The organism is Sporosarcina sp. P13, assembly GCF_002743055.1.
Lineage (GTDB): Bacteria > Bacillota > Bacilli > Bacillales_A > Planococcaceae > Sporosarcina.
On sequence record NZ_PDYM01000028.1, the window covers coordinates 26,407 to 42,659 of the forward strand.

General features: G+C 38.5%; 14 protein-coding genes and 2 pseudogenes. 13 read left to right on the top strand and 3 right to left on the bottom strand.

From position 1 onward, the window contains the following. Positions 1–160 precede the first annotated feature (160 nt). The gene (locus CSV79_RS12145; protein WP_099689325.1) at positions 161–1,114 is read left to right on the top strand and encodes an AEC family transporter; all 954 of its coding nucleotides are present in this window, start codon (positions 161–163) and stop codon (positions 1,112–1,114) included. 80 nt (positions 1,115–1,194) lie between these two features. Here the strand turns inward: CSV79_RS12145 and CSV79_RS12150 are convergent, their stop codons facing one another. Further along, positions 1,195–1,914 carry a GntR family transcriptional regulator gene (locus CSV79_RS12150; protein ID WP_099689326.1) on the bottom strand — a complete coding sequence of 240 codons (720 nt, stop codon included), beginning with the start codon at positions 1,912–1,914 and terminating at the stop codon, positions 1,195–1,197. A 351-nt stretch (positions 1,915–2,265) separates the two neighbouring features. Here CSV79_RS12150 and CSV79_RS17125 point away from each other — a divergent pair, with 351 nt between their 5' ends. Continuing rightward, the gene (locus CSV79_RS17125; protein WP_233201436.1) at positions 2,266–2,526 is read left to right on the top strand and encodes a hypothetical protein; all 261 of its coding nucleotides are present in this window, start codon (positions 2,266–2,268) and stop codon (positions 2,524–2,526) included. A 75-nt stretch (positions 2,527–2,601) separates the two neighbouring features. Here the strand turns inward: CSV79_RS17125 and CSV79_RS17130 are convergent. Then, positions 2,602–2,705: pseudogene (locus CSV79_RS17130) on the bottom strand (isocitrate/isopropylmalate family dehydrogenase); the annotation flags it as partial. Between the two features lie 208 nt (positions 2,706–2,913). Further along, the gene (locus CSV79_RS12155) at positions 2,914–3,816 is read right to left on the bottom strand and encodes a LysR family transcriptional regulator (protein ID WP_099689327.1); all 903 of its coding nucleotides are present in this window, start codon (positions 3,814–3,816) and stop codon (positions 2,914–2,916) included. Between the two features lie 179 nt (positions 3,817–3,995). Between CSV79_RS12155 and CSV79_RS12160 the strand changes: the two genes are divergently transcribed. The 11 genes and pseudogenes from CSV79_RS12160 (at position 3,996) to CSV79_RS16855 (ending at position 15,496) form a co-directional block, all read left to right on the top strand. Beyond that, positions 3,996–4,994: a Bug family tripartite tricarboxylate transporter substrate binding protein gene (locus CSV79_RS12160; protein WP_158232535.1), complete on the top strand. Its 999-nt coding sequence runs from the start codon at positions 3,996–3,998 to the stop codon at positions 4,992–4,994. A gap of 29 nt (positions 4,995–5,023) precedes the next feature. After that, positions 5,024–5,467, top strand: a complete 444-nt coding sequence (locus tag CSV79_RS12165) for a tripartite tricarboxylate transporter TctB family protein (protein WP_158232536.1) — start codon at positions 5,024–5,026, stop codon at positions 5,465–5,467. Between the two features lie 22 nt (positions 5,468–5,489). Further along, positions 5,490–6,995 carry a tripartite tricarboxylate transporter permease gene (locus CSV79_RS12170; protein WP_099689330.1) on the top strand — a complete coding sequence of 502 codons (1,506 nt, stop codon included), beginning with the start codon at positions 5,490–5,492 and terminating at the stop codon, positions 6,993–6,995. Between the two features lie 3 nt (positions 6,996–6,998). Beyond that, a complete protein-coding gene (locus CSV79_RS12175; protein WP_099689331.1) occupies positions 6,999–8,168 on the top strand; it encodes a M20 family metallopeptidase in 1,170 nt (389 codons plus the stop codon). A gap of 177 nt (positions 8,169–8,345) precedes the next feature. After that, the gene (locus CSV79_RS12180; protein WP_158232537.1) at positions 8,346–9,149 is read left to right on the top strand and encodes a conserved phage C-terminal domain-containing protein; all 804 of its coding nucleotides are present in this window, start codon (positions 8,346–8,348) and stop codon (positions 9,147–9,149) included. Continuing rightward, positions 9,139–10,398 (top strand): replicative DNA helicase, encoded by a 1,260-nt coding sequence (locus tag CSV79_RS12185; protein ID WP_099689333.1) that lies wholly within the window; start codon positions 9,139–9,141, stop codon positions 10,396–10,398. The genes CSV79_RS12180 and CSV79_RS12185 overlap by 11 nt, the downstream gene beginning before the upstream one ends. 16 nt (positions 10,399–10,414) lie before the next feature. Further along, positions 10,415–10,888, top strand: coding sequence for a hypothetical protein (locus tag CSV79_RS12190; RefSeq protein WP_099689334.1), 474 nt, complete (start codon positions 10,415–10,417; stop codon positions 10,886–10,888). Positions 10,889–11,009: 121 nt separating this feature from the next. Next, on the top strand, positions 11,010–12,077 hold the full coding sequence (locus CSV79_RS17430) for an S-layer homology domain-containing protein (protein WP_099689335.1): 1,068 nt from the start codon (positions 11,010–11,012) through the stop codon (positions 12,075–12,077). Between the two features lie 796 nt (positions 12,078–12,873). Then, entirely contained in the window at positions 12,874–14,406 is a 1,533-nt protein-coding gene (gene istA, locus CSV79_RS12200; protein ID WP_099689336.1) for an IS21 family transposase, read from the top strand. Then, positions 14,403–15,173 (top strand): annotated as a pseudogene (gene istB / locus CSV79_RS12205) (IS21-like element helper ATPase IstB). Before istA ends, istB begins: the two are co-directional and overlap by 4 nt. Before the next feature lie 161 nt (positions 15,174–15,334). Next, complete coding sequence (locus CSV79_RS16855) at positions 15,335–15,496, top strand: hypothetical protein (RefSeq protein WP_158232538.1); 162 nt, start codon at positions 15,335–15,337, stop codon at positions 15,494–15,496. Positions 15,497–16,253 lie beyond the last annotated feature (757 nt).

The following is a 16,253-nucleotide window of genomic DNA, read 5'->3' on the forward strand; positions in this document are numbered from 1 at the left end:
TATCTTTTGTTTATACTAGCTTTTAACTGGTACGGACGTCATGATGTATTGTGCTAGGTTAATGTGATGAGAATTAAGCAACGCGGTTAGTTTGATGACCGCAAGAATGATAAACACAAAGGGAGCAATCATTATTATATGAGGTAAGGATGTGGGGAGTATGCAGCTAGGGGTTGTATTTAATTCAATAACTTTAATTGGTATGATGATAGCAATTGGTGTAGTACTTGCCCGGGTTACACCCATTACGGAAAGTACTAAAAAAACATATACTTTGCTTATTGTGAATGTGGCTATGCCTTGTATTATTCTTTCTAGTATTTTTAAAGTAACAATTGATCAATCAATGTTAAGGAATATGGGAATCGTTTTAGTTCTATCCTTGGTCATTAATACGGTAGGAATTATTATTGGTTGGATATTTGCCTCTTCATTTTCCAAAAGTCGGGGACATCGTCAAGAGATTGCTCTTTTATCTGGATTAGGTAATACGGGTTTTATTGGAATCCCTTTATGCGCTGCGATATTAGGACCAGAAGGCGCGCTGTATGCGGCTATTTTTGATGCAGGAGTAGATATCGTTATTTGGACAGTTGGGGTTATGATATTAAAAAATTCATACGCTTTCTCACTGCAAAATTTAAAATCACTTATTAATATCCCTATAATCGCTATTGTTGTAGGGTTACTATGTGCATTTATCAATTATCGCCCACCTGAGATCTTCATTGATTTATCTAACCAGTTGGCTGCGCTAGCTTCGCCTCTTGCAATGTTCTACATTGGGCTACTGATTATGTATAGGGGTGACAAGGAAGATACAATAAAATCTGCTAATGGAAATATTCTCTGGCCTATTTTTTCCAAGCTGGTTGTATTACCGATGGCCGCACTTTTGATTATTAGTATTTTACCAATACAGATGGATGTTATGACGAATAAAGTGATACTTATCCAAGCGATGATGCCATCACTTACATTAGCCTCCATTTTATTTACAAAGTACTCTAAAGATGATGTCTTTGGAGCATTCGCAACCATTATGTCAACGTTAATTTCGCTAGTGACAATTCCGTCGCTTATCTTGTTATTCATAAAGTTTAAATATATGTGATGGAGAACGAAAAGAAACAAGCTGAAATAAAATTATAATTGAAAAAGAAGACTTCGCATTTACATATGCCAAGTCTTTTTTCATTTTCCAGCTCTTGATGATTTAAAATGAAATGAATACAATTCGGGATTATAATCAGCTATACAGTATTCGACTAAATCACCACTCACATCGTAAACAAAACGTTCGAGGTGAAGTGTATAACAATCTACAGGAAGATTAAGTAATTCTGCATCCTCAGAACCAATCTTTTGGGAAGTAATCCTTTCATCAGCTTCATTGAGCTGAATAGATAATTCATTTTCCATTAGGTCATACAAGGTGCCGTGATTAATATCAAGATTCGCCAGTTGTAGACCGATCGTCACAGGATAGTATTGGGTTTCAATTGCTAGTGGTACCTCATTGGCATAACGAACTCGCTTAATCAAATACGCATTATCCATCTCAATTGCTTCCTTTAATTCGTCAGGAATTGTCTCGATTCCATGCCGAATGAGTTTTGTACCCGGTGTCATTTGCATCCGTTCAATCATTTCAGTTGTACTAATAAAGTTACCTGACCAATAGTGAATAGGATGCTTTGAAATGAACGTTCCCTTACCATGCTTTTTTTCAAGAATACCATCGATGACTAATTGTGAAATGGCTTCTCGAACCGTACTTCTACTAACATCATAAGTTTCCATTAATTCACGTTCACTTGGTATTTTCTCCTTAAATAACCCTAGTTTAATCTTTTTTTCAATGCTTTTTCTAAGTTGTATATGAAGTGGAACAGGGTTGTTAGGATTAAACACACAATTACCTCCTTAGAATTCATAAGGGATATCTATCTAGATAAATGATACCTGTTTTAGAGGTGTGTGTCTAATGTCGTGTGAAGATTGTTTTGTTGGGGGGAGTGGTTGGTCCACTTAAGGTTTTAAAAATGAAATAACTAGGGAGTTCGCATAATTGACTGAGGATAGGAGGAAGAAAAGTGAAACTATTACTAGACGAAACACCTTACTAATCGCTACCCTCATTAGTAATGAAAATCGGAATGAATGAAGCGTTATTTTTGCAACAATTGCATTACCATTCGCTTATGTCCAAAAATATTCAGGGTGGCTATAAGTGGGTGTATTATCTCTGCTGTATACAACCGAATGAAAATTGATAACACCAAATGGTATCGAGTGAATAATGCGCATGAAGAATTGAGAGCACTGCAACTTGCAGTGGTGGAGCGGAAGTCTTGCCTAGGTGATGAGGGGAAAAATACACTGATGGACCTGGCGAATCTGCATAAGCCAATAACCAAAGAATTTAAGATTACTACAAAGAATAAAGAATATGTCGAGAAGAATCTCGACGTCATCGATTCTGTCATTGATTATCTCAATCAAAAAATTAATAAAAAGTTTTGAAGGGTAGCTGTGTGCCAAGTTTTCATGTTTGTTTGAACGTTCAACTTTGTTTCTCACACAGATACCTTTCGTGCGAATGGTAGCCAAGGGGTTAGCTATATTTTTTTCAGAAATATCTCGAGCAGAACCATGAATCGGCTTGAACATAGAAGGATAATATTTTCTGGATTAATATTTGCATCCTCATTGGAAATAAGTGAATTCGAATGAAAGTCGATCATCTTGTGTGGCTACTTTTTTCATTACTTTGATACCTTAATTAACTACATCTAGGCCGATTCCATCCCAGACGACAAACGCCATTAAAAAAGATTGCATATTTCCACTTATTTTCTTTAATAATTGAATTCATTTAATAACCTAACGTCTTCAAATGTGGACATACACTTAGTCTATATCTAAACTTTTTATAATTTCTTTCGTAACTTGAATAAAATGTTCTGTTGCCGCTTTTTTCACACTGTTTTTCGATGTCACCAAGTTTAACTTTGAATGGATAACGGGGTCAGATAACTCCAAAAGCGGGGGAAGACAAAATCCTTCTAATTTTGAGAATGCAACTGGACAAAAGGCTACACCCATTCCTTTCTTTACCATACTGAGCATAGGCAATGTTTCTGTTCCCCAATAAATGACTTCTGGATTAAATCCACGGATATGGCATTCCTCCAAAATATTATCTGAGATTCCGTGACCGAATGTTGTATGTTGCAAAAAGAACTTTTCGTGTTTTAATTCTTCCAGTGTAATGGACTTATTGTTTACTAAAGGATGGGATGGCGGTAGGGCTACCAATAATCGCTCCGATAATAAAGTGGTTGTATGTAAATCTTCCTTGTTAAATACATTTCGCAAAATCCCAATATCCATTTTATGATGACGTATTTGTTCTAGAATATAAGCGGCATTCCCTTCCTTGACATGAATACTAATGGGAATATCATTTTCATTAAAATACTGAACTACTTCAGGGATTATAGTGAGGTTTGCTATGGTTGAACAGCCAATCGTAACATGACCTCGGTTGCCTTTATGGTGTTCGTGAATTTCTTGAATAATTATTTCAGCAGATGCCAATAATTCTTTCCCACGTTTATATAGTAATTTGCCTGTATCGTTGAGATGTATTCTTTTGCCGACTCTGTTGAATAAATCAACATCTAATTCCTCTTCGAAACTTCGGATCGCAGCGCTTAATGGGGGTTGAGACATATTAAGTGCAATAGCGGCTTTTGAAATTGTTCCATGTTCAACGACTGCTATGAAGTACTTTAGTTTTTGAATGTTCAAAGTGGCTAACCTCCTAATATTCTATATACGAAAAAGATTTATAGAATACTCTTAATATATATTTTACATTTATAAGAACTCGATATATTATAACACTACGTTTAATTCTTCTGAAACTTGAATAAATTCAGTTTGAAATAGAAGGGAGTAAACTCAAAATGAAAACAGGGGGAAATAAAATGATTAAAAACAGTAAAAGGTTTACGGTGCTATTCCTAGCGTTAGTACTTGTTATTCTAACTGCTTGTAATAATGATGCAAGCGATGAAAGCGCTTCATCAGGCGGTGCGGATTATCCAAAACGTCCAATTAGCTTGATGATACCATACGGTCCAGGAGGTAGTGCTGACGTACAGGCGCGCTTAATTGGCCAATCTCTTCAAACTCAACTAGGTCAAACAGTTAATGTTATTTCTAAACCAGGCGGTGCGGGTGCAACAGGTATGAACGCTCTAAAGGCGTCAAAACCAGATGGCTATACAATTATTTTGACGGCTGTAGGACCTTCTACATTGACGCCAAATGCAAATAACGTTGGTTTTAATGTAGTGGAAGACTTTTATCCGATTGCACAAATTTCTGAAGCACCATATGGTATAGCCGTCAATTCGGATTCGGGTATTGAATCATTAGATGAATTATTGAACTTTGCTAAAGAAAATCCCGGAAAAGCAACTTTTGGAACTACAGGAGCGGGACTACATCAACATGTCGTCACTACTGATTTCTTAAATCAACTTCCAGATGTGGATATGGAGCATGTTCCATTCGATGGTGGGGCAGAAGCTGTCAGTGCGTTGCTTGGTAATCATATTACTGCTGCCGTAAACACTATTTCTGAGATTATTCCTCATGCGGAAAATAACGCACTCAAAATTCTTGCTGTTACTACAGACGAGCGATTGGAAAGTTTACCAGACGTTCCTACGTTCAAGGAATTAGGATACGAATTGATTGGACAAGGTGCATGGTTTGGTTTCATGGCACCGAAAGATACACCTAAAGAAATTGTAGATACTTTAGATGGCGCAATTAAAAATGCATTGGATGATGACAAAGTGAAAGAACAATTCGAAAATGCGGGTCTTCCAATCAAATATTTAAATGCTGCAGAATTTAAAGAAAAAGTACAAGTTGAAAATGAGAAAAATGGAAAAGTAATTCAGTCGTTGAATTAAAATAACACGACATAGGTGGTATGGGATTTATGAAGAAAGAAATTAGTGATATTTCTACAGGTACAGTTCTATTAATTTTTTCCTTAATAGGATACTTTTACTCAACAAAATTAGCAGTAGATTCAACGATTAAATATGGACCAGACTTCTTCCCAAAATTAGTGTTTTCACTACTGGCTTTTACTTCTGTAATTCTGCTATTGACTGCGATTCTGCGATTTAAGCGCAGTAAAGAATTTGTATCTATGAGCCAAAAGGTGATTTTCGGAGTTGTCTTGTTCATTGTTGTGCTAATTGGATATATAGGTTTGTTCTTTTTAACAGGGTTCATTATATCGACGATTATTTTCCTTCTTATTGGGCAGTGGTTATTTGGAATTCGGAAGATTCCTATCTTGATCGCAACATCGATACTATTACCTTTTGTTTTATACTTTGTGTTTACTTTCCTTTTCAAAATACCATTACCTTAAACATTAAAAAGGAGGCGATTATGTGTCCCCAGAAATTCTTGCAGGTTTATTATTCGCTTTGGCCCCGGCTGCACTTCTTGCTAACTTAGCAGGAGTTGCACTGGGCATTGTATTTGGAGCATTACCTGGACTCACGGCGACAATGGGTCTTGCGTTATTAATACCGCTCACATTCGGCATTCCGCCTATCGTTGCGTTCAGTGCTTTATTAGGAGTGTATGTTGGAGCTGTCTATGCTGGATCGATAACTGCAATCCTTGTTGGAACGCCTGGTACGGCAGCAGCAGCTGCGGCTTTATTGGAAGGACCGGAACTTACAAAAAAAGGTGAAGCGAAAAAAGCACTTACTATGACAACAGTAGCATCTGTTATTGGCGGGATATTCAGTTGTGTTGTACTAATTCTTGTTTCACCGCAATTAGCCAAATTCGCTTTGACATTTGGCCCACCTGAATATTTTGCTTTAGCGATATTTGGTCTTTCCATTGTGGCAGGCGTTTCTGGTAAGTCCTTATTAAAAGGGGTCATTGCCGGTTTAATAGGTCTAATCATTGCTACGATCGGAGTGGATCCGGTGAAGGGAACGGAAAGATTTACGTTTGGAATTGTTGATTTATTAAATGGAATCAATGTTGTTCCTGCGCTAGTCGGATTATTTGCAATTTCGGAAGTTCTAACAAGAATGGAAGGCAAGGGCGAACAATTAAGAAGTAAAATAGGTTCTACTTCTATTGGTCTGAAAGCTTCAGAACTTAAAAGAAACTGGTTTAATATACTTCGATCCTCTGTAATTGGAACGTTTATAGGAATTATTCCCGCAACAGGATCAGGCGTGGCTTCATTTGTTGCTTATAATGAAGCAAAACGTGCTTCGAAAGATAAATCAAAATTTGGTAAAGGAAACGTAGATGGTCTAGCCGCAACTGAATCTGCCAATAGCGCGGTAACAGGCGGAGCGTTAGTACCTTTATTGACATTGGGTATCCCTGGAGATGTTATCACTGCCGTTATGCTCGGTGCATTGATGATTCAAGGGCTAACGCCAGGTCCCATGTTGTTTACGACAAATGCTGATGTAGTCTATGGAATTTTTATGGCGCTAATTGTGGCGAATGTCTTCATGCTTGCACTGGGACTAGGAGCTACCAAAATATTTCCGAAGTTGTTGCGTATACCTGAAGGAATTCTGATGCCAATTATAGTAGTCCTTTGTGTACTAGGCTCATACTCGATCTCAAATTCAATGTTTGATGTGATGATCATGTTGATATTTGGACTGCTAGGATATCTAATGTTGAAAGTCGAATTACCATTAGCACCATTATTATTAGCTATGATTTTAGCACCGATTGCAGAGACGAATTTTAGGAGATCTATGCTTCTCTCCCAAGAAAGCTTGAGTATTTTCTTCACTAGACCAGTGAGCATGGTCATTTTAACTATTACTTTCCTAGTGCTTGGTAAAATTATCCTAAACGAATTAAACAAATACGTACTGGCACGAAAACTAGAAAAGGAAAGTGATTAATTTATGACAAGTCAAGAGAACACTAGAATAAGTGAATATTTAGCGAAAAATGAAGAAGAGGCTTTAGAATTTCTTAAGTCGATTGTGAATACTGATAGCTTTTCTTATGATAAAAAAGGGGTTAATAACGTAGCCGCTAAGATAATGGAGTTGCTTGAGAGCAAAGGGATTTCTTATGTAATAAGAGAAAATGAGGAATTCGGAAATCATATTATCGCAACTATTAAAGGGCCAAAGGATGGAAAGATTTTATTGATGGGTCATATGGATACCGTACATCCAGAAGGAACAACCAAGGAACGCCCATTTACTGTAGAAGGAAATCTTCTTCGTGGGCCTGGAGTATCCGATATGAAAGCAGGGCTTGTTACGATGATCTATGCGGTAACAGCACTTGAGAAATTTGCAAATGAAGACTTATGCGATATAGAAATATTATTTACTCCTGAAGAAGAAATCGGTTCCCCAATCTCAAGAGCAGTCATTGAAGAACGCGCAAAAGATGCATTGGCGGTATTCAATCTTGAGGCAGGACGTCCCGATGGTTCAGTTGTTACCGCAAGGAAAGGGTCAGCCCATCTTAAAATTGAAATAGAGGGAAAAGCCTCGCATTCGGGTGCGTTTATAGAAAACGGGATTAGTGCGAATGATGAACTTGCTTTGAAAATGACTAAGATTAAAGAACTAATGAATAATGATAAGGGCGTAACTGTTAATATCGGAACCATCAAAGGTGGCGTCAGCAATAATATGGTATCGCCACATGCAATGGCAACAGTCCATTCGGGGTTTTGGAAAACGGAAGACTTTGATGAATTGTATAAGGGTATTGAAAAAATCGTAAATACCTCCTATGTTAAAGGAACGAAAAGTAGTTTATCGGGTGGAGTTAGTATTTTACCGATGGAATACAACGATGGTACAGCCCAGCTCTATAAAATCGTACAACAGGCGGCGCAAGATATGTCACTACCAATCACAGAACAGCATACAAAAGGAGCTGCGGATGCAGGATTTGCCTCCTCAATGGGTGTGCCTACCATTTGTGCAATGGGTCCTGTAGGCGGTAACTGGCATGCGCTTGATGAGTATATGGAGTTGGATACATTCCTTCCAAGAATGGAACTGTTGGCACGATCCATCCTATTATTTTCCAAAGATATTAAAAATTAAGTATTCAATAATCACAGCACCAAAAAAAGAGTGTAATCCACAATGGATCATACTCTTTTTTGCCGTTCAAAAAAATAAAAAATAAAAAGTGTATCCTTTTTTTCATCCGTGTCTATATAGAGGGCGAAAGCCAGAACAGGGAGTCCGCACAACAGACTGATGATAGGAGGAAGACAAATGAAATTATTACTAGACGAAACACCTTACCAATCGCTACCCTCATTAGTAATGAAAATCGGAATGAATGAAGCGTTATTTCTGCAGCAATTGCATTACCGTTCGCTTATGTCCAAAAATGTACGGGATGGCTATAAGTGGGTGTATAACAGCTATGAAGGTTGGAGAACGGAATTCCCTTATTGGTCGGCGGATACAATCCGACGAATCATTCGCAAACTGGAGAAAGGTGGGTGGATCATCTCTGCTGTATATAACCGAATGAAAATTGATAACACCAAATGGTATCGAGTGAATTATGCACATGAAGAATTGAGAGCACTGCAACTTGCAGTGGTGGAGCGGAAGTCTTGCATAGGTGATGAGGGGAAAAATACACAGATGGACCTGGCGAATCTGCATAAGCCAATAACCAAAGAATTTAAGATTACTACAAAGAATAAAGAATATGTCGAGAAGAATCTCGACATCATCGCTTCTGTCATTGATTATCTCAACCAAAAAATCAATAAAAAGTACAAAGTCCATTCAAAAACTACAAATAGGTTGCTTAATGAACGGATCAGTGAAGGCTATACAGTGGATGATTTCAAAGCAGTTATTAACATTAAAACTGCACAATGGCTGAATGATCCAACGTTCTGTATGTATTTACGACCTTCCACGTTATTCAGTTCAACGAAATTTGAAAGCTATTTGAATGAAGTAACGCTGGAAGTGCCAGTAAATGAGATAAGGAAAGTCGGCGGCTATCGTGCACCAAAACTTGACTATGGGGAAGGGGGACCAGTAAATGGGCTATGAATATGCGGAAAGAAGTTTACTTGGAACGATGATGCAGGAGAATTATTTAATACTCGACAGCGGTTTACAATCTGATCATTTCACCACAACTGTTCATAAACAAATCTACAACGTAATGCGTGAATTAGTCCTACGAGAAAAATCGGTGGATTATATAACGATGCTGCTAGTCGGTGAAGCGAAAGAGCTTGGAGGTGCGAACTATTTAGCGGAACTTCGTCGATTCGCCAATCCTGCACGTTTTGATGAATATAAAGAATTTCTCATCGAACAATGGAAAGAGCAGGAAAAGCATGTTTTGCTCCAACAAGCGAGTCAAAATAACTGGAGCATCGAAGAAATACAGCAATCGTTCGATAAACTGCAAGCATGTGAAACAACGAGCCAGACTTTGTCTATAACGGATCATTTGATTAGACAACACGAAAGACCCTTTCAACCATTGACCAAAAAGAAAGGGACTCCGACTGGATTGATTGATTTAGATGACGTATTAGACGGTTTTCAAGATAGTGAATACATCGTCATCGCGGGTCGTCCGTCCATGGGTAAAACAGACGTGCTCAATCATTTTGCCTTACATGCAGGGAATAGTGGGCATTTACCGATCATCTTTTCACTGGAAATGAGTAGAGATACGATGATTGACCGGTTGCTTGCGGCAACGGGGGAATATAATCGTTTGCGAATGCGCAATCCTTATCAATATTTTAGCGAACAGCAAAAAAACTCTTGGCTTACAGCGATTGGTCAGCTGGACAATGCCAAAATTCATATTGATGACCGAAGTGGGTTGAAAGTAAGAGAAATCAAAGCAACGGCTAGAAAGTTAATTAAAGAAAATCCAACGAAGCGGCCAATCATTTTCATCGACTATTTACAAATCATTTGTCCCGAAGGCTCCATGGAGAATCAAACACAAGCGATTGGCAAAATCAGCAGCGAGTTAAAAACGATGGCAAAAGAATTCAACTGTCCCGTCCTCGTACTGTCGCAGTTATCGAGAGCAGTTGAAATGCGATTGGACAAGCATCCGATCATGAGTGATTTACGCGATTCAGGAAATATTGAACAAGATGCCGACGTCGTGATGTTCCTGTACCGTGAAGATTATTACAACACAAAAGATGAACCTACACATATTTTAGAAATTCAAATTGCCAAAAATCGTAATGGCCCAACCGAAACATTAACAGCACACTATGATAAAAGAACCGGCAAATTACATGATTTAGGTAAGAGAAAATGACAAGGGGGAATAGGAAATGGTTACTGTCCAAGATTTATTCAACTATGCTGTAGAATTCGACTTATCTCATTTAGCCCACAGCATCTTCTGGGCTCTCAGTCATAAAAAAGTGCGTGTAGAAGAGGACCATGAACAATTAAAAAAAGTGAATTTCGATGAAGTAGCGATTAAGCAACTCATGGAAGATAATTTGCTAGGGATCGGAAAGGTGAAACTATTTGTGATGGAAACGCAGGAAAAAGATTGGTTCGCATTTTATTTGGCAGAACATTCATTGGATGCATATCGATTACATGAAGACTTATTTCGGGGACCGCAACGAAAAATCACGCGAGCGGATCGTTTGATGGTTCGTTTCATGGCCTTTGCGAAGACGGGTGAGGAAATGACTGTCTATGCGTATAAGAAGGAAGTCGTGGCATTTCCTGCGTATGTCGGGCATGTGAGGGCGGGGGAGCGGGTGGTGTATCGGATGGAGGGAGTTGGCTAATCAATAGACGCGACAAAATAAAGTACGCATCCTTTATGGAAGGGGCTACTTATCTGGTTACGAAAAATAGAAGGATTTACTAGATTGGTGTAGAAAGGAGTTAATGTAGGAGGAGATAGAATTGTTTAGAAAAATACTTTTAAGCATAATGACAATTGTAGTAGTTTTTACTTTACTGCCACAAGTGGAAGCACAAGCGGCTGGGTTTTCGGATGTTAAAAACTATAAAGAAGAAATTAACTTCTTATCAGGAAAAGGTATTATTACTGGGTATGAAGATGGTAGTTTTAAACCCGCTTCAAACGTAACACGTCTTCAAGCAGTGACAATGATACTTCGAGAAAAAGGTATCACAGATTTTACTGCTGCTGATCCTGGATTTACAGATTTGAAAATAGGAAACCATGGATATGACAAAGTTGCGAAAGCAGTAGAGCTAGGAATTATTTCAGGTAAAACAAATAAAAATGGTACTAAATATTTTGATGCTAGTGCTCCATTAACGAGAGGACAAATGGCTAAGATTTTAGTTGAAGGATACAATCTACAGAAAACTGTAAGTGTTAGATTTAAAGATGTCCCAGAGAGCAGTGGATTTAAAAGATACATTAGTATACTAGCAACTGAAAATATAACTACGGGCTATTTGGACGATACATTCAGACCAAATAACAAACTTACACGTGAGCACTTTGCTGTGTTTATGGCTAGACTGTTGAATGATGATTTTAAAATAGAAAAGATCCCAAATCCGCAACCGAAACCAGAACCAACACCGGAACCAACGCCGGAAGAACCATATAATGACAATGTCTCAGTAACGGAGCAAGCCGTTTTGGACTTTACGAATGCCGAGCGTGTGAAAGCGGGATTGAAGCCGCTACAATTCGACGCAGCATTACAGAACTCTGCGAAACAAAAATCAGCAGATATGGCGACGAATAATTATTTCTCCCATACGAGCCCTACATATGGTTCCCCTTTTGATCAAATGAGAGCACATGGTGTTACATACCGAAGCGCAGGAGAGAACATCGCAAAAGGTTATCGAAACGCAGAAGCAGTCGTCACGGCATGGATGAATTCTCCAGGTCATAGACGAAATATTTTAAATGATAGCTTTACACATATTGGGATTGGTTATGACGGGAATGGGCATTATTGGACGCAGCAGTTTATTGGGAAGTGAAGAAAACGGACGATGGCTTATGGGCTGTCGTTTGTTTAAAAAGCCGGATATAGTGAAGGGTAACTGTGCACCAAACCTTCGTGTTCGTTTGAACATTCACGTTTGTTTTTTTACACATAATAGGTACCTTTTGTATTGCTAAGGGAGTTTGGAAGTGAGGGTGGGGTGTAGGGTTAGGGTTTTTGAGGTTGTAAGTGAGTAACCAAATTCTTAATTGTCTTTATTCTTACTTGTAATCATTAAAAGCATTGGACTGTCCTAAATCATTTTCCACATGTTTAATGGATAAAATTATTTCAAGTAACAAACGCCATCAATAATTGAATGAAGTACTTTTAGCGGATGGACAGATAATGTCTATACGATTATTCCACTAATAATTCAGAATGAGTACAATCGTTATTTCTTGATTATACTCATTCTGCTAAATAACTAGGAAGTAATGATAAATTATACGAAAGTTTAAGGAACAGAAATTTCTTATTGGGGCAAGTAGAATATAGTACTATTAAATAAGGCCGTGAAAGTAATTCATCTTTTTTAATAGAAATACCGTATTGTTCATATTTATTTGTTATGACATTAGAGGATTGACTTAACCATGAAAGAGTATTAATCAGATGCTTCCATTTTTGGAAGGGGTCTTTTCTGTTATGTATAGAATTGGTTGTAAACGTTAAACTAGATTAAAGAGTTTTCAACAAATAAGTTTGATGATTTTTACTCAAAAAAACCACTCTCCTGTAAACTAAAATAGTAGCCAGAGGAGAGCGAGGAAGATGGAGTGAAAAGACGAATGCCTTATTATCAAATTCATCAATTGAAAGAGCAAGGTTTTAAAAAAGCTGCGATTGCGAGAAAGTTATCGCTGTCTTGGAACACGGTGAAAGCCATGTATGACAAAACGCCGGAAGAATTGGAAGAGTTCTTAAGATCGCTTGAATCGCGGCAAAAGAAACTGGCTCCCTATCGGGATCATATTCTTGGTTGGCTGAAAGAACATCCGGATCTTTCAGGGGCGCAAATTCTGGATTGGTTGGAGGAGCGTTGCAATTATAAAGAAGCAAGTGAAGGTACAGTCAGGAATTATGTCAATGAACTACGGGAAGTTCACCATATTCCAAAACAGGTTAATCAACGGATTTACGAAACGGTATCCGAATTGGCGATGGGTGTACAAGGACAAGTCGATTTTGGTCAGGATACGCCGATGACAACTACCGGGGAAAGAAAACGCGTTTACTGCATCGGATTCGTTCTTTCTCATTCACGGTTCAAGTATGTGGAGTGGTTGGATCGTCCGTTCCGTACAGAAGATGTGGTTCGAAGCCATGAGAATGCTTTTCAATTTTTCGGTGGGATGCCTCAAGAGATGGTTTACGACCAAGATGCGCTTATTTCTGTAAGTGAAAATGCAGGCGATCTTCTGTTCACTGCAGAATTCGAGAAGTACCGAAAGCTCCGGAAATTCCAAGTTTACCTTTGCCGAAAAAGTGATCCTGAATCTAAAGGAAAAATTGAACAGGTCATCAAATATGTCAAAGGGAATTTCAGTAAGAACCGTACATACGATAATTTGTTACTGTGGAACGAGCTGACTATAAAATGGCTGGCGCGCACTGGAAATTACAAAGTGCATCACAATACAAAAAAGAGACCCGTTGAAGTGCACGCCCTCGAAAAGCAACACTTGAAACCAGTCTCTACCTTATTCTCTTTTGAGAATTCGCTTACTGAAAGTATAACAAGAACCATCCATAAGGACAATGTAATTCGCTATGGAGGTAATCGATATACGGTACCGGCCGGTACCTATCATCCAAACTCAGCGAACAAAGCATATGTAAGCCGAAATGAAAAAGGACAGTTACTTATTCGTTTGAAATCAGATGGAATCATTTTAGCGCAACACCTGATTTCTAAGGAAAAAGGAAAAGTGATTCGAGATCCTGCTCATAAGAAAGAGAAGGGATCGAAATCAACCCTCCTGACGCATCAAATCAAAGAATTCTTCCAAGACCAAGAGCTTATCAATTGGTATATTGATGAATTAAAACAAAAATATCCACGTCACTTAGTTGATCAGCTCAAAGTGATGAAAAGGACAATCGAAACCCATCCAGAACAGATAGAAAGCGGGTTAGAGCAAGCAAAGTTGTTGAATTTGATCAGCGCTAACGATTTCCGGGACATCGTCTATTCTCTTGCGGAACAAGCAGCAAAAACGATTGTTGAAACGGTACAAGAGAATACAAAGTTCAGTCATCTAAAGGCAGTGGAAAGACCCGTTGATTTTTATGTCAACATGATGGGAGGACAGCACTCATGACAGCACCCGTCACAGCCTTGCAAGAGAAATTCCGCGCCCTTCGTCTAGCTGAAACCGCAAAAGAGCTTCCAGCCCTTCTGCGGAATGCGGAGAGTGAGAATTGGACTTATCACGAATTTGTACATTAATTAGTCAGTTACGAATTGACATGTCGGGAAGAGAAAACGAGGGAGCGTTTCATGAAATGGGCTGAATTCCCATTTCTTAAGACCTTGGACGAATATCATCTGGATGAACAGGATGCATTGGGAGAACGGAGTTTTAAACAACTGAGGGAACTAAATTGGGTCGAGGAGTGTTATACGCTTATTTTGATGGGCCCTCCTGGCGTCGGAAAAAACCACCTATCGGTGGGTCTCGGGATTGAAGCTGTTCAGCGTGGCTATCAGGTAGCGTTCATTTTCATGGCCGAACTGATTTATGTATTGAAAACTCGCGAATATACCAATAAGTCGAAAACCCGTTATAAACGGATGATGTCTTCTGATTTGATCATCATTGATGATGTCATGTATTTGACGATTGATTCAGCGGAGGCGAACTTGTTTTTCCAATTCATCTATCAGCTTTATGATCATGCAGCATTCATCCTAACCTCCAATAAAGGACCAAACGAATGGGGAAAATTCTTGGGCGATGCGACACTTACGACAGCTATTTTAGATAGGCTGTTGCATCGCAGTCAGATCATATCTTACACCGATACAGACAGCCTCCGAATGAAACATCGGAAAACGTTATTTCCAGAAATAAATCATCAAACTTAATTGTCGGAACTTCATCATTTCCACTTGACGGTTACAATTGTTGTTTTTTGATGCAAAACCGAAACAAATATAAAATCCCATGGTAAAATAATAAATGCGTAGGTGGGCAAGCACGCCTATGACTCCTCAAAGCCGGCATCGGCTGAAGGGAGGTGCCGTAGATGCAGCAAGAAAACAACGGGCAATACAAGACGCGGAAAGAGTTCCGAGAAGAAAAAGCGAGACAAAGTCAAAAAGGACTGATCATCCTTAAGACTGTGTACTACTCAGGTAGAACACTTATCGCTGTAGTATTCGAATGGCTCCGGTTACTTAAAACCTAACGCACAACCATCCCTTTAGGGGGTGGTTTTTATTTTTGGGTAAAAAAATAGACGGCCGATGATCAGTCAGCCGTCTTGCCGTATTTGCAACATAGAAAAATACACAACGGGCGTATTTAATATGTGTTACTACCTCCAATTTAATACATGAAAAGTTGGTTGTCAAGACCAACCTATCGCCCCAAAGTGTCTCAGCACCTAATTTTTTAGTGTTCAAGCACTTTAAGAGATCACTATACTTTATTCGGAAAACTACATAAGTAACTGTGTTTTGCATCAGGAATAAATAATAAAGCCTAATTTCTCTTTTAAATGCTAGGGAAATCAGGCTTTTGATGTTAAACAATCGCGCCCTTTTGTTGAATAAACCACTCTTCCTATTTATGATACCGTTCACCTTAACATATCTAAGTGAGGTTTTTGATAATATCACGGTACAGGAAAGATGATTTGCCAGTCTAAATCGGGATTATAATTATCTTCATTATTATTATCTTCACACCATGCGCCAAAATAATCCTCTACCATTCCCTCAGTCATAGTATAATAAATACTAACAGGAAGGGGTTGCTTTCTACGCAAATAATTAATTCTATAAAAATCTTCCGAGTCAATGATACCGTGTAACTGCTAAACTAAACTGGACAGTTTCTGCTCGATAAAAATGAACACTTTTCGCTCACACATCCTCCTATCAGTTAAACTTAGAGTGTATTTGATAACTGATGAAACGGAGGATAAGAAAGGTGCTGAAGTT